The organism is Streptomyces sp. ITFR-6 (assembly GCF_031844725.1).
GTDB lineage: Bacteria > Actinomycetota > Actinomycetes > Streptomycetales > Streptomycetaceae > Streptomyces.
Window position 1 is genome coordinate 8,287,162 of sequence record NZ_CP134612.1, and the last position, 13,063, is coordinate 8,300,224.

A 13,063-nucleotide genomic window follows, 5' to 3' on the forward strand; every position below is an offset into this window, starting at 1 on the left:
ACGTCAGCTGTCGGTCGCGGCGAACCGCAGCCAGTACGGATCACCGATCCGCTTGCCGACGCGCAGGGCGGCGTCCCGCACCGCCCTGCCGAACCGCTCCGGCATGCCGTCGCTCAACTCCTGGGCGGGGAGCGCGATGCCGATCCCGAAGATCTGGCCCGTGTCACCGTCCAGGACGGCCCCCGAGATCCCGGCCACGCCAGGGACGTACTCGCCCCGCGAGAACTCCCACCCGTCGGCCCGGACCCGGGCCAGCTGAGCCAGCAGCTCCTCGCGGGTCTTCGGAGCCTGTGCCACGCTGTGCTCCAGGCGTTCGCCGACGAGGCGCGTGACCTTGGCGTCCTCCAGCCGGGCCAGCAGCGCCCGGCCCATCGAACTGGCGTACGCGGGAGCCCGGGTGCTCGCCGGGGTGTAGGCGTGCGGGGAGCCGATGGCGCTGACGCGCATGTGCAGCACGAGCGACTCGCTGCCGTCCAGGACGTCGACGTACCCGGTGTACCCGGTGTCGGACACCAGCCGGGCGGCCTCCTCCTCCAGCAGGGAGACCGTGCCGCGCGAGGCACGGAAGTGGTATGAGGCCTCCATGATCAGCTCGCCGGGGCGGTAGGCCCGGGTGATCGGGTCGCGCTCCAGGAAGCCGTACTCGGCCATCATGCTCAGGGTCCGCGACACCGAACTCTTGGGAAGCCCGAGTTCGCCTGCCACATCGGTGACGGTGACATCGCGCCGCAGGCGGGCCATCAGACGCAGGACGTCCCGGGCGTTGGCGAGTGTGCTCACCGTCTTCCTCCCTCTCCGGCTCTTCGGCGCCGTCGTCGGCATGCAACTGCTCGCCACCCTGGGCATCACACCGAGCACCTCCCTCGTCGGTGCGCTCGCCGCGATGACGCTGGCCCGTATCCCGCTGGCCGCCTTCCGCGGCTACCGCTCGGTGCACGCCCAGAACCTCGCCCAGACCAGCATCTCCTCGGCGACCTTCGGTGCCGCGAACAGCCTGTTCCTGCCGATCGGCATCCCGTTCCTGTTCGGACTGCCCGACATGGTGCTGCCCATGCTCATCGGGGTGTCCGCCGCGATGCTGGTGGACGCCTGGCTGCTGTACCGCCTCTTCAACACCCCCGCCTTCCCCGCCGACAACCCCTGGCCGCCCGGCATCGCCGCGGCCGAGGCCATCAAGGCGGGTGACGGGGGCGGCCGCCGCGCCAAGGTGCTCGGGGCCGGTCTGCTGGCCGACGCGCTCGGATCGGCCTTCTCGCTGCCGATGTCGGCCTTCGGCGTCGCCCTGATCGGCGGACTCGGCGCGATGATCGCGTTCGGCGCGGGCCTGCTGACCAGCTCGTACGCGGACACCCTGACCGGCGTCGACCTGAACGCGATCTACCTGCCGCACGGCATGATGAACGGCGCCGGCGTGGTCGCCCTGTTCCAGGTCGGACGCGTCGTCCTCGACGGCCGTACCGGAAAGGCCGCTACGACGACGGCGGCGAGCCGGAACTCCGGGCGCCGCGTCGGCCGTTCGCTGGGCATCGGCGGCGGCGCCTATCTCGTCATCGCGCTGCTGCTGACCCTCGGCACCGGCATCGCCACCCACATGAGCCCCGGCATGCTGACCGGGTTCATCGTGTACGCGACGGCCGCCGCCTTCGTCCACGAGCTGCTGGTCGGGATCGCGGCCATGCACGCCGGCCGGTTCCCGGCCTTCGCCGTCGCCCTGATCACCGTCCTGCTCGGCATCCTCATCGGATTCCCGCCGGAGGCCCTCGTGGTCCTGGCCGGCTTCACCGCCGCCACCGGACCGGCCTTTGCCGACATGGGCTACGACCTCAAGACCGGCCACCTGCTGCGCGGCGGGGACGCCGATCCGGCCTTCGACCTGGAGGGCCGCCGTCAGCAGCTGATCGCCGCCATGATCGGCTTCGGTGTGGCGGTCGTCGTGGTGCTCGTCTCGTACCGGATGTTCTTCGACAACGGGAAGGTGCCGCCCATCGACGCGGCCTACGTCGCCGCGATCAAGGCCGGCCCCTCCGCGGAGACCGCGCGCAACCTCGCCCTGTGGGCGATTCCCGGCGCCCTGGTGCAGCTCCTGGGCGGGCCGCGCCGACAGCTCGGCATCCTGCTGGCCACCGGCCTGCTGATCACCACTCCCATGGCGGGCTGGATGGTCGCGGCGGGCCTGGCCTGCCGGCTGCTCGCGCCACGGGTGCTCGGCCCACGCGTCCAGGAGGACCTGGAGGTCTTCGCCGGCGGCGCCATCGCGGGAGACGCCCTCTACTCCTTCGGCCACGGAGCGTTCGACGCCCTGCGCAAGTAGCCGGACGGCCCGAACACCCGGCCGCCCTTCCGGACAGCCCCCTCAGAGAAGAAGAGAAGAAACGTGAAGCGACAGTTGACCCATGAAGACATCCGCGCGGCCGTGTACGGCGGCGCCGTGCTCGGCGGGGGCGGCGGCGGATTCGTCGGGCGCGGGCTGCGCACCGCCGAACTCGCCCTCCAGGTGGGTGTGCCGGAGCTGTGGACCGCCGACGAGTTCGCGCCCGAGGACCTCACCGCCACCGTCGCCGTGGTGGGAGCGCCCGCCGCGGCGGACCCGCTGGTGCTGCCCACGCATCTGCTGCGCGCCCTGGAGCTGCTGCGCCGCGACCTGCCGCGCCCGCTCGCCGCGATCCACACGAACGAGAACGGCGCCGAGACCACCGTCAACGGCTGGTTCCACTCGGCGATGACCGGATTGCCCGTCATCGACCTGGCCTGCAACGGGCGCGCCCACCCCTCCAGCGTGATGGGCGCGATGGGGCTGCACAAGGAGGACGGATACCGCTCCGTCCAGGGCTACGCGGGCGGCAAGCCGTACACGTATGTCGAGGGCGCCGTCGCCGGCGGGCTTGAGGCCACCTCGTCCGTGGTCCGGCGCGCGTCGGTGGAGGCGGGCGGCTGGGTGGGCGTCGCCCGGAACGCGGTCGAGGTCGGTTACGCCACGCGGCACGGCGCGCCCGGCGCCATCGGCTTCGCCATCGAACTCGGCCACCGGTTCCTGACCGACGGCCCGGCCGGCGCCGCGCGGCACCTGGGCGGCGGGATCGTCGCCACCGGCACGGTCCGGGAGTACCGCTGCGAGCAGCGCGAGGGCCTGGACGTCGGCGTCGCCGTGCTGGACGACGCCGAGGGCACCACGCTGCACTTCGTCAACGAGTACATGACGCTGGAACTGGGCGGCGAGCGCAGGGCCGCGTTCCCCGATCTGATCACGACGTTCGACGAGGACGGGGCGCCGCTGGCCTCCGCCGACGTCGCGGTCGGCAAGGGGCTCAGTGTGCTGTGCGCCCCGGCCGCGAGCCTGCTGCTCTCGCCGACGATGCACATGCCCGAGGTGTACGCCCCGGTCGAGGAACTTCTCGGCTTCTCCTTCGCGCCCGAGGGCAGGACCCTGGCCCATGCCTGAACCCGTAGCCGGACGCGCCGCACCGAGCGGCAGCCGGCCGACTGTGCGCCGGGTAGGCACAGTCAGCCGGTGGTGTGACCTGGGTCACGCTCAGCCTTTGCTTGATTTGCGCAAATTTATGCAAAGCGGTGGCGGTGGAGCGTGTGCGCTGGTGGCGGTACCGGCGACTGCCTGGCGCGGGGTGGCTGATGGCGCCGGATGAGCAAGCGGGAACGTCCGCGCGCCCTCGGTTCTGCCGATCCGTCACTTTCTCCGAATTACGCCTGCACAGTTGTTCGTTGCCAGGTGTTGTTGAGAGTGAAGGGCGCACCACCGCGTACTTCCCGGGCTCGAAGAAGCGCCCGGCTCTCCGCACGAACAGAGGCTCGCGCCTGTGACGATCCACCTCGTAGGTGACCTGATGAGCCTGGCGGTCACGATCCGCGTCTTCGGCAAGGACGCCCACACCCTGCTGCGCCACCTGGCGGCCGCGGGAGTCCGGGCCGGGGTGAGCGAGCTGAGCCGCCGTCCCCGTGACCGGAAGGAAGGCCGGTGACCGAGTACCGAAGCCGCACCCGTCCGGGTACAGAGCCGATGACCCAGCAGCTCCCCGACCTCTCGTTCACCGCCTTCCACCAGATGAACCGGCCGCGCTACATCCACTACGCCGAGACGTTCCTGCACAACCGCCACGATGCCGAAGAGGCGATCGACAGCGCCTTCGAGCAGCTTCTGCGCACCTGGGACAAGGTCCTGCTCGTCGAGAACCCGTCCGGCTACGCGTGGACCGTCATGCGCAACAAGGTCAACGATCACAGCCGCGCGCGCAGGCGCCGGCCCCCGCTGCTCGACGACGAGGCCTTCAACACCTTCGCCCTGCGCGACGCCGTGGATCCGTACGGCCAGATCACCGAGTCCCTCGCCCTCATGCGGGCCATGCGGCAGCTCACCGAGCGTCAGCTCGACGTCATGGTGATGACCTACCTCCACGGGCTCAACGCCCCCGAAGTGGCCGACGTACTCGGCATCACCAGCGCCACCGTGCGCTCCACGGTCCGGCACGCGACGCGCCGGCTGCGGGACATCCTGGGTCCGGACCGCGCCATGGAAGGGCGACGATGACACGCCACATCACGGAGTTCCTCTCCCGCGCACGCCTCGTCACCACCCCCTACACCCAGGACGACATAAACGCCGCGGAGATCCGTCTCCTCGCCCGCCTCCACGCCGCCGGCCCGTCCTGTGCCCCGCCGCCGGCCGTTCCCGTACCGGAGGAGCCGACGGAGCAGGAAGCGGCCCAGAACCTGCAGACCCTCTGCGAGACCGTCGTCACCCGCAACACCGCACTCAGCACCCTGGACACCTTCCTCACCCCGCAACTCCCCGAACCCCCGGGCGCACGGGTCCTGGGCTGCATCCTCCAGCTCGCGGAATCCGAGGAGAACGCCCGCTTCTGGTGGCAGTACGCGGCCGGCGCCGGCGACCCCGCGGCCTCCTACTGCCTCTACCTCCACCACCTCGCACTCGGTGAGCACGGTGAGGCCCGCTGGTGGTACGAACAGACCGAGCAGATCCAGAGCGCGCCCCCCTCCACCGACGGCTTCGCCGACGCCGTGCCCGACGTCACCGCCGACGACGTGCCGGGCATCGTCAGCGACGCGCTCAACGCCGTGACGACCACCGACGCGAGCCTGCTGCCCACAGCGCTGCGCATCCTCGGCGCGCTCAAGACCGAACCGGCCCCGGTGCCCGCCATGATCGGAGCCGTGCTCGACTACGTACCCGCGGCGGTCTGCCACATAGACGACTTCGAGCTGCCCCTGCCCGCCCCCGGCTTCACCGACCACATCCGCAGCCTCACCGCCGGCAGCGCCCCCGCCCCCGGACGGCCCTCCGTGCGCAACCGGCTCCAGCCCCGCCCCAAGTCCGCCCGCCCGCTCATCGCCGCCGCCCGCCGGGAGCCCAAGTGGTGCTGGGGGTAGCGGTGCGCCGCACCGGTCCCGGCGTCAGCAGCCGGTCCGGCCGAGCGCCGCGGCGAGCTCCGGCACGTCGGGCGGGTTGGCCCCGGCCCTCGCGACGGTCACGGCGGCAGAGGCCGCCGCGTGGCGCAGGACGTCGGTGACCGTGGCCCGGTCCACCGCGCGGAGCCGCTCCCGTCCCTCCGCGCCGAGGAGCCCGTGCGCGGCGAGTGCGTGGAGGGTGCCCGACATGAAGGCGTCCCCGGCCCCCACCGTGTCCGCGACCTCGACGGGCGGCGCGCCGGCCGGCACCCGGCCACCGGGCAGGACCGCCAGGGCTCCGTCGCCGCCCCGGGTGACCAGCACAAGGGCCGGCCCGGCGGCGAGCCACCGCTCGGCGACCCGCTCCGGCTCCTCACCCGGGTACAGCCACTCCAGGTCCTCGTCGCTGGCCTTGACCACATCGCTGAGCGCGACACAGCGCTCGACCTCGCGCACGGCCGCCTCGTGGTCCCCCATCAGCTCCGGCCGCACATTGGGGTCGTAACTGACCGTCGCGGCCGTCCGCAGCGATTCGACGGCGGCGACGACGGCGGAAGCACCCGGCTCCATCACGGCCGCGATCGACCCGGTGTGGACGTGCCGGGGTGGCCGTTCCAGGGAGACCGGGCCCAGCGTCCAGGTGATCTCGAAGGTGTACGCGGCCCGCCCGGCGCCGTCCAGGGTGACGGCGGCGGACGGCGTCGGGGCCGTGGCACCGTCCGTGCGGACCTCGACCCCGGCACCGGCCAGATGGTCGCGGATCCGCCGCCCGTGAGCGTCCGGACCGAGCTGGGTGAGGAGGGTGACGTCGTGTCCGAGTCTGGCCAGGCCGTACGCGACATTGGCCGGGCTGCCTCCCGGGTGGACCCGGTCGGCGGCGCCCGGCAGCCGGACGATGTCGGCGACGCATTCACCGATGACCAGCAGGTCGTTTCTGTCGAGCATGAGGGTGGGGTCTCCTGGACTACGAGGGCCGGACCGCCCGCGGGTGGCGCGGGTCCGGCCCGGAGCCTCAGCGGCCGGCCAGCGCGCGGCCGAGGAGCGGCAGCAGCCGGTCCCAGTGTCGCTGAAGCCCGGAGGCGCTGAACGCGTCGGTGTCGGACATGGTGAAGCCGTGGGCGGTGCCCGGGTAGACCTCACAGGTGTGGCTGACGCCTGCGGCGTCCAGCGCCTGGTTGAGCTCGCTGAGGCTCTCCGGCGTCATGTCGCCCTCGGCGAGGCCGAGGTGGACCTGGGCGGATACCTCGGGGAAGCCGTGGTGCGGGCTGTCGGGCGCGTCGGTGACCAGGGCGCCGGGGTGGAATCCGGCGACGGCCGCCACCTGGTCGGGATACGCGGCCGCGGTGCGCATCGCCAGGGTTCCGCCCATGCAGTAGCCGATCGCGGCGACCGGTCCGGCGCTGACCTCGGACCGACTGGTGAGGAACCCGAGGTAGGCCTCGGCGTCGCGCAGGGCGCGTTCGCTCGTGTGTGCCTTGATCAAGGGCATCACCTGGGCGAAGACCGCGGGCCGGGCCTCGGCGCCGATGTGCTCGGGAAGCTCGATGACCGGTGCCGGACCGTGCCGGTAGAAGATGTTGGGGACGAGCACGTAGTACCCGCGCCCGGCCAGTTCACGTGCCATCTCCCCCAGCACCGGCCGCACGCCGAAGGCGTCCGGGTACAGCAGCACGCCCGGGTGCCGCTCGTCACTGTCGGGGAAGACGGCGAGTGCGTCGGCCCGGCCGTCGGCGGTGGGGATCAACAGCGTCTTGGCAGGCACGTTCTTCCTTCTTCGGACTGGTGCGCGTACACCGTCGGAGGGCGACGGGGCGAAGACCTCAACCCGCGAGTCCGGGAAGTCAGTTCACTTTCGCCAGCAAAGTACAACCTGTACGGCAGCAAACGCAATGACTGTTGTGCCTTGCCCGCGGTGAACACCCCGGCCTCCGGCGGCAGCGGTGGCCGAGGAGGAATCGATCCATGACACAGAGCACGGCGGGGGAGTGGCGGGCCGCCCTTCCGGGACCGCAGTGGGCGCGGGCGGACCGGAATTTGCTGCCGCTCACGGATGTGATCCCTCGGCTCCCGCCGGAACCAAGTGGCACGGGCTGATGGGTGATGAGCGATGGATCACGGATGTACCGTGTTCGTACTTGAGTTCGAGCTGGCTGTGGCGGCCGCACGAGGAGACAGAACCATGAATGAGAACACGCTTTCCGCACCGCATCCCGCGAGCGCGCATCCCGCCCGCGTGTACGACGTCTGGCTGGGCGGGAAGGACCACTACGTCGTGGACCAGGAGGCGGCGGAGCTCGCCGCCCAGGCCAACCCGACGATCGTGCCGTCGGTCCGGGCCAACCGCGCCTTCCTCGGCCGCGCCGTACGCCACCTCACGGGCCTCGGTATCCGCCAGTTCCTCGACATCGGTACGGGAATTCCCGCCGCGGCGAACACCCACGAGGTGGCGCAGGAGGCAGCCCCCGAATCGCGTGTCGTCTACGTCGACAACGACCCGATCGTCCTCACCCACGCGCGGGCGCTCCTGGTCAGCGGCCCCGAGGGGCAGACCGACTACGTGCAGGCCGATGTGCGCGACGTGGAGACGATCCTCGAAGCGGCGGCCCGCAACCTGGACCTCGACCAGCCGGTCGGCCTCATGCTCGTGGCGATCCTTCAGTACATCAAGGACACCGAGGACCCCTGGGACATCACCCGCCGGCTGCTGGACCGCCTGGCCCCCGGCAGTCACCTCGTGCTGTCGCACCCGGCCGCCGACGTCACCGCGCCCGAGGTTGCCGAGTCCATGCGGATCTACAACGAGCGGGCCGCCAGCCACGCCTCGGCCACTCCCCGCACCCACGCCGAGGTGCAGCGCTTCCTCGACGGCCTGGAGACCCTGGAACCGGGGCTCGTCACCCTGACCCGCTGGCGTCCCGGTCCGTCCGACATCGCGGACGACACCCTGCCCATGTGGTGCGCCGTGGCCCGCAAGCCGTAACGGCCCGGTTCACCGTCACCAACCGCCTTGCCGGCCGAGTCTTGGTCTCCTACCGGGCGTTGCAGCGTGCGGAGAATGGCCGCGAGGCCATGGGGGTCGCGGCGGGCGATGTTGTGACCGACGGGAAGTTCGTGAACCCGCCATGCCGCGTCGTCACGCAACCGTTCGGTCAGGGCGAGGAACGGGCTGTCCGGCCACCGCTGATGAACGTCCGGGCGGGCCGCGTGTGTCCGGAACCGTCCCGCAGTCCGACCGACTGGATGAAGCTCGCCAGCGGGTGCGGTCGTGCGCGCGGATCGAGCCCGTCGGGGACCGCGACCCACCGGCCGTCGGCGCGGGAACCGGCGACGAACAACTCCCGGAAGCTGTCGCTGGTCGGGGACCAGCACGAATCCCCGTCGTCCGGAACATAGGCGTCGATGAAGACGAGGTGATCGAGGCGGGCGCCGAGCCTGTCCGCGACACCGGCGATCACCATCCCGCCGTAGCTTTGCCCGCACAGCGCCAGCGGTGTCCCCGCGCAGCGCTCGATGATCTCCGCCACCTGGTCGATATGGGTGTCGAGGTTCGGCGGACGGTCCGCATCGGCCGGGCCGTCCGGATCCAGCCCGGCCAGGGTCACCGCCTCGACCTGATGACCGGCCCGGTTCAGCTCGGCGGCCACTGAGTCGAAGGCCCACCCGCCCTGCCAGCCGCCCGGCACCATGACGAATTTCATCGGGCCATCGTAGGCGGCGAGATGCGCGACCGATACCGCTCGGAGCGGGATGCGACCGTGTTAGTACAACGTATTGACAAAGCGTGGTGACGGTTCCTAGGTTCTCAGGCGATCCCGCCCGGCCCGTCATCGCCCAGCAGGCACCCGAGGCGTGCGATCGCCCCGCGCAGGAGACGCCGCCGTGCGCGGACCGCTCTGCCGGCTCTGCCGCGTATCCATGGCCTACTCCCACACGAGGTGAACCATGCACCGCAGAAGGCTCCGAGGAAACTCACGTCGGTTCGGTGGCGTCGCTGTCGCCGTCGCCGGCACACTGTTCGGCTTAATTTCCGGCACCGGAGGCTACGCGGAGGCCGCGGCCGTGGCTTCGGTGGGGGCCTCCGCGGGTGCCCCTGCCGGGAGAGCCGCGACGGCCGGCGCCACGACGCCGTTCGTGACGGTCGAGGCCGAGTCCGGGACGCTCGGCGGTGCCGCCCGCGTCCGCTCGATCAGGCCCGGAGCGACGGTCCCGGCCTCGGCCTCCCTGGAGACCGAGGCTTCGGGCAACGCGCTGGTCGAGCTGGAGGACCCCGGTGACGCGGTGTCGGTGCCGAACAGTTCGGGCCGGAGCGCCAACACCCTCGTCGTACGTGCCTCCATCCCCGACGCGCCGGACGGCGGCGGGATCAGCGCGTCGCTGGACCTGTACGTCAACGGCACGTTCCGTCAGGCGATCACGCTGAGTTCCGCGCAGGCGTGGAACTACCGCGAGGCGACCACGAACCCGGACGACCCCAAGTCGGGCGGGATGCCCTACCGCTTCTACAACGACTTCCCCGTCTGGGTCTCGGGCGCCCCGATCCCGGCCGGCGGCACCATCACGTTCCGCAAGGGATCCGGCGATGCGGCCTCCGTCTACGACGTCGACTCCGTCGACCTGGAGAACGTGGCGTCCGCGCGGCCCCAGCCTGCAAACTCCCTCTCCATGGTGAGTTATGGCGCAGATCCGGAGTCCGGGAAGGACTCCACCGTCGCCATCCAGAACACGGTGGACGCCGCCCGCCGGCAGGGGAAGACGGTGTGGATCCCGCGCGGCAGATACCTGACGAACAGCCTCGAACCCACCCCGCTGGACTTCACGGGTGTGACGGTGGAAGGCGCCGGGATGTGGTACTCGACGCTCTACCGAAAGAGCCCGCTGCCCGCGACGTCGTGGCGCTCGAAGACCCTGGTGGGATCGGGCACCACGCTGCGCGACATCCAGATCGATTCGAACGCCGTATGGCGCGGGGTCGGCGGGACCGGCGGCGCGGATTACGGCATCAACGCCAGCGGATGGCTGGTCCAGCGGATCTGGACGCGGCACACCGACGCCAACTGGCTCTCCGGGTCGAACGGCCTCATCGAGGACAGCCGGACCTCGGACGGCGAAGATCCTCAACAACACCGCGATCGCGCCCTGGTGGGCCAACGGCATCCGGGTGGCCGGCGGCGAGAACGTGGAGGTGCGCGACAACCTCGTGAACAGCGTGTCCTCGAACAGTGCCCTGGACATCGGCGTGTTCGGGGATACCGGACACCCCCTGGAGTCCGCCACGATCAGCGGCAACGTACTGATCGGCGGTGGTGGCTGGAACAGCGTCCGGCACGGGGTACGGATCGGCTCCCCGAACAGCGCCTCGCTGTTCCCCGACGCCTATACGCATGTCACCCTGAGCGACAACGTGATGCGCGGGTCCTTCCGGGCCGGCCTCTTCGTCGACCTGACGCGGGTCGATGTGACGCTGAGGAACAACACCATCGACGGCCCGGCGGCGCAGGGAATCCTGGTCGGCTCCGGCGTCACCGGCACCGGAGCCTTCGCGGGCAACACGGTGACGAACCTCCGTCCGGGCCAAGTGGCGCTGCGGAACGATTCCCCGGCCACCTTCCACATCATCGACTGACATCACGTCAGGCCGGGGCGGTCCGGCCGAGGCCGCCCCGGCGCACTTCGTAAAGTGTATTGACAAAATATGTTCACCGTTCGTACGTTCTTGTCGCACCCAGCCGACGACCGGCCTGAGCAGCGGTAACCCCCGCTTCCCTCCCCCCAATCGGTCGGCCGAACTCGCCCAGACCCCTACCGCCGCACCCGGTATGTGCGGCGCCGACGGGAGCGTGCAATCACCGTGACCACCCACACCAGGCGGGCGCTCGTCGTCCGCGGCGGTTGGAACGGGCACCAGCCCGTGACGATCAGCGACGGATTCCTGCCGTTCCTCAAGGAACGGGGGTTCGCCGTCGAGACCTCCGAGGACCTCGCGGTGTACGAGGACGCGGAGAAGCTCGCCGCCACCGACCTCATCGTGCACTGCTGGACGATGGGCACCATCACCCCCGAGCAGCGCGAGAACCTGTCCGCGGCCGTACGGGCGGGCACCGGTCTCGCCGGCTGGCACGGCGGCATCGTCGACTGCTTCCACGACCACGGTTACCACCTGCTGACCGGCGGAAAGTTCGTGATGCACCCGCCGGGCTTCCACGACCACACCTACAACTTCCGGCCCGAGCGCGCGGACCACCCGGTCATCGCGGGCCTCGACGACTTCTCCGTGCACACCGAGCAGTACTGGGTCCTCACCGACCCGCGTATCGACGTCCTGGCCACCACCACCTTCCCGGCCGCGGAACCGCACGGCGGGCCCGCTGTGATGCCCGCCGTGTGGACCAGGACCTGGGGCGCCGGCCGGGTCTTCGTCTCGACCATCGGGCACAAGCCCGACGACTTCGACGTGCCTCAGGTCCGCACGCTGACCGAGAGGGGGCTGCTGTGGGCGAGCCGCTGAGGCCCTTGAACATCGGCATCGTGGGCGCGGGGAAGATCAGCGGCGCCTATCTGTCCACGCTGGAGCGGCTGACGTCCGTCCGCCTCACCGCTGTCACCGACCTCGACACCGGCCGCGCGCGGGCCCTCGCGGAGCAGGCCGGTGACGGGGTCTCCCTCGCACCGACCGTCGCCGGTCTGGTCGCCCGCGACGACGTGGACGCCGTCCTCAACCTCACCGTCCCCGCCGCGCACGCGGACGTCGCTCTGACGGCACTCGCCGCCGGCAAGCATGTGTACGGCGAGAAACCCCTCGCCGCCGACCGCGCGGAGGCCGACGCCGTGCTCGGCGCGGCGCGCGCGGCCGGACTGCGGCTCTGCTGCGCCCCCGACACCGTCCTGGGCACCGGAACGCAGACCGCGCGCAGGGCCGTTGACGACGGTCTGATCGGCCGGCCGGTCGCGGCCACCGCCTTCATGACGACCGCGGGCCACGAGAAGTGGCACCCGGACCCCGAGTTCTACTACCGCCCCGGCGGCGGCCCCCTGCTCGACATGGGGCCGTACTACCTGTCGGCTCTGGTCCACCTGCTCGGCCCCGTGGTCAAGGTGACCGGCGCGTCCTCCCGGCCCCGCGCAGAGCGGACCATCGGCAGCGGGCCCCGCGCCGGACAGACCTTCCCGGTCGAGGTGGATACCCACATCACGGGCGTCCTGGAGCACGCGGACGGGGCGCTGTCCACGCTGGTGATGAGCTTCGACGTGCGCGCCGCGCGGCTGCCCCGCATCGAGGTGCACGGCACCGGCGCCTCGCTGTCCGTGCCGGACCCGAACCACTTCGACGGCCCCGTCGAGATCCACCGCGGCGAAGGCTGGGAGACGCTGCCCGTGTCGGCCGGCTATCGAGGCGCGGGCCGGGGCGTGGGCCTCGCGGATCTGGCCGAGGCGCTCCACAACGGCCGCCGGCACCGCGCGTCCGCAGAACTCGCCGCACACGTCCTGGACGTCATGCTCACCCTCATGGACGCGGCGGAGGAGGGCCGGGCACTGCGCGTGACCACCACCTGCGAGCGCCCCGCTCCGGTGGCGGACACCAGCCTCTGACCTGCCCCGACCGCCGACGAGCCCCCGACAACCCCCCGCCCGCTCGACAACACCCCGC

13 protein-coding genes and 1 pseudogene are annotated in these 13,063 nt (G+C 71.4%); 10 read left to right on the forward strand and 4 right to left on the reverse strand.

The annotated features are described in order from the left end of the window. Positions 1-3: 3 nt before the first annotated feature. Positions 4-780 carry an IclR family transcriptional regulator gene (locus RLT59_RS37485; RefSeq protein WP_311307520.1) on the reverse strand — a complete coding sequence of 259 codons (777 nt, stop codon included), beginning with the start codon at positions 778-780 and terminating at the stop codon, positions 4-6. Between RLT59_RS37485 and RLT59_RS37490 the strand changes: the two genes are divergently transcribed. From RLT59_RS37490 to RLT59_RS37510, 5 genes are all read left to right on the forward strand, one after another. Continuing rightward, entirely contained in the window at positions 773-2,311 is a 1,539-nt protein-coding gene (locus RLT59_RS37490; protein WP_399127040.1) for an OPT/YSL family transporter, read from the forward strand. The genes RLT59_RS37485 and RLT59_RS37490 overlap by 8 nt on opposite strands. A 63-nt stretch (positions 2,312-2,374) precedes the next feature. After that, positions 2,375-3,439 (forward strand): S-methyl thiohydantoin desulfurase domain-containing protein, encoded by a 1,065-nt coding sequence (locus RLT59_RS37495; protein ID WP_311307522.1) that lies wholly within the window; start codon positions 2,375-2,377, stop codon positions 3,437-3,439. 373 nt (positions 3,440-3,812) lie between these two features. Then, complete coding sequence (locus RLT59_RS37500) at positions 3,813-3,974, forward strand: hypothetical protein (RefSeq protein ID WP_311307523.1); 162 nt, start codon at positions 3,813-3,815, stop codon at positions 3,972-3,974. Then, positions 3,971-4,540: a sigma-70 family RNA polymerase sigma factor gene (locus tag RLT59_RS37505; protein WP_311307524.1), complete on the forward strand. Its 570-nt coding sequence runs from the start codon at positions 3,971-3,973 to the stop codon at positions 4,538-4,540. Before RLT59_RS37500 ends, RLT59_RS37505 begins: the two co-directional genes overlap by 4 nt. Continuing rightward, the gene (locus tag RLT59_RS37510; RefSeq protein WP_311307525.1) at positions 4,537-5,400 is read left to right on the forward strand and encodes a hypothetical protein; all 864 of its coding nucleotides are present in this window, start codon (positions 4,537-4,539) and stop codon (positions 5,398-5,400) included. Before RLT59_RS37505 ends, RLT59_RS37510 begins: the two co-directional genes overlap by 4 nt. 24 nt (positions 5,401-5,424) lie before the next feature. Here RLT59_RS37510 and RLT59_RS37515 read toward each other — a convergent pair whose 3' ends face one another. Together RLT59_RS37515 and RLT59_RS37520 are read right to left on the reverse strand one after the other, a co-directional pair. Then, positions 5,425-6,363, reverse strand: a complete 939-nt coding sequence (locus tag RLT59_RS37515) for a carbohydrate kinase family protein (protein WP_311307526.1) — start codon at positions 6,361-6,363, stop codon at positions 5,425-5,427. A 67-nt stretch (positions 6,364-6,430) separates the two neighbouring features. Beyond that, positions 6,431-7,180 (reverse strand): dienelactone hydrolase family protein, encoded by a 750-nt coding sequence (locus RLT59_RS37520; protein WP_311307527.1) that lies wholly within the window; start codon positions 7,178-7,180, stop codon positions 6,431-6,433. A gap of 417 nt (positions 7,181-7,597) precedes the next feature. On the opposite strand from RLT59_RS37520, the gene RLT59_RS37525 reads away from it, so the two are divergent. After that, positions 7,598-8,398: an SAM-dependent methyltransferase gene (locus RLT59_RS37525; protein WP_311307528.1), complete on the forward strand. Its 801-nt coding sequence runs from the start codon at positions 7,598-7,600 to the stop codon at positions 8,396-8,398. A gap of 169 nt (positions 8,399-8,567) precedes the next feature. Here RLT59_RS37525 and RLT59_RS37530 read toward each other — a convergent pair whose 3' ends face one another. Beyond that, complete coding sequence (locus RLT59_RS37530; RefSeq protein WP_311307529.1) at positions 8,568-9,116, reverse strand: alpha/beta fold hydrolase; 549 nt, start codon at positions 9,114-9,116, stop codon at positions 8,568-8,570. 244 nt (positions 9,117-9,360) lie between these two features. On the opposite strand from RLT59_RS37530, the pseudogene RLT59_RS39550 reads away from it, so the two are divergent. From RLT59_RS39550 to RLT59_RS37555, 4 genes and pseudogenes are all read left to right on the forward strand, one after another. Next, a pseudogene (locus tag RLT59_RS39550) lies at positions 9,361-10,230 on the forward strand (glycosyl hydrolase family 28-related protein); the annotation flags it as partial. A gap of 346 nt (positions 10,231-10,576) precedes the next feature. Next, entirely contained in the window at positions 10,577-11,041 is a 465-nt protein-coding gene (locus RLT59_RS37545; RefSeq protein ID WP_311307531.1) for a right-handed parallel beta-helix repeat-containing protein, read from the forward strand. Positions 11,042-11,266: 225 nt separating this feature from the next. Next, positions 11,267-11,923, forward strand: coding sequence for a ThuA domain-containing protein (locus RLT59_RS37550; RefSeq protein WP_311307532.1), 657 nt, complete (start codon positions 11,267-11,269; stop codon positions 11,921-11,923). Beyond that, positions 11,908-13,005 carry a Gfo/Idh/MocA family protein gene (locus RLT59_RS37555; protein ID WP_311307533.1) on the forward strand — a complete coding sequence of 366 codons (1,098 nt, stop codon included), beginning with the start codon at positions 11,908-11,910 and terminating at the stop codon, positions 13,003-13,005. Before RLT59_RS37550 ends, RLT59_RS37555 begins: the two co-directional genes overlap by 16 nt. Positions 13,006-13,063 lie beyond the last annotated feature (58 nt).

What these genes read in the sequence shown, in the direction of transcription:
- RLT59_RS37510 (WP_311307525.1), top strand. Translation starts at nt 4,537, where the DNA reads ATGACACGCCACATCACGGAGTTCCTCTCCCGCGCACGCCTCGTCACC.
- RLT59_RS37515 (WP_311307526.1), bottom strand. Translation starts at nt 6,363, where the DNA reads ATGCTCGACAGAAACGACCTGCTGGTCATCGGTGAATGCGTCGCCGAC.
- RLT59_RS37525 (WP_311307528.1), top strand. Translation starts at nt 7,598, where the DNA reads ATGAATGAGAACACGCTTTCCGCACCGCATCCCGCGAGCGCGCATCCC.
- RLT59_RS37530 (WP_311307529.1), bottom strand. Translation starts at nt 9,116, where the DNA reads ATGAAATTCGTCATGGTGCCGGGCGGCTGGCAGGGCGGGTGGGCCTTC.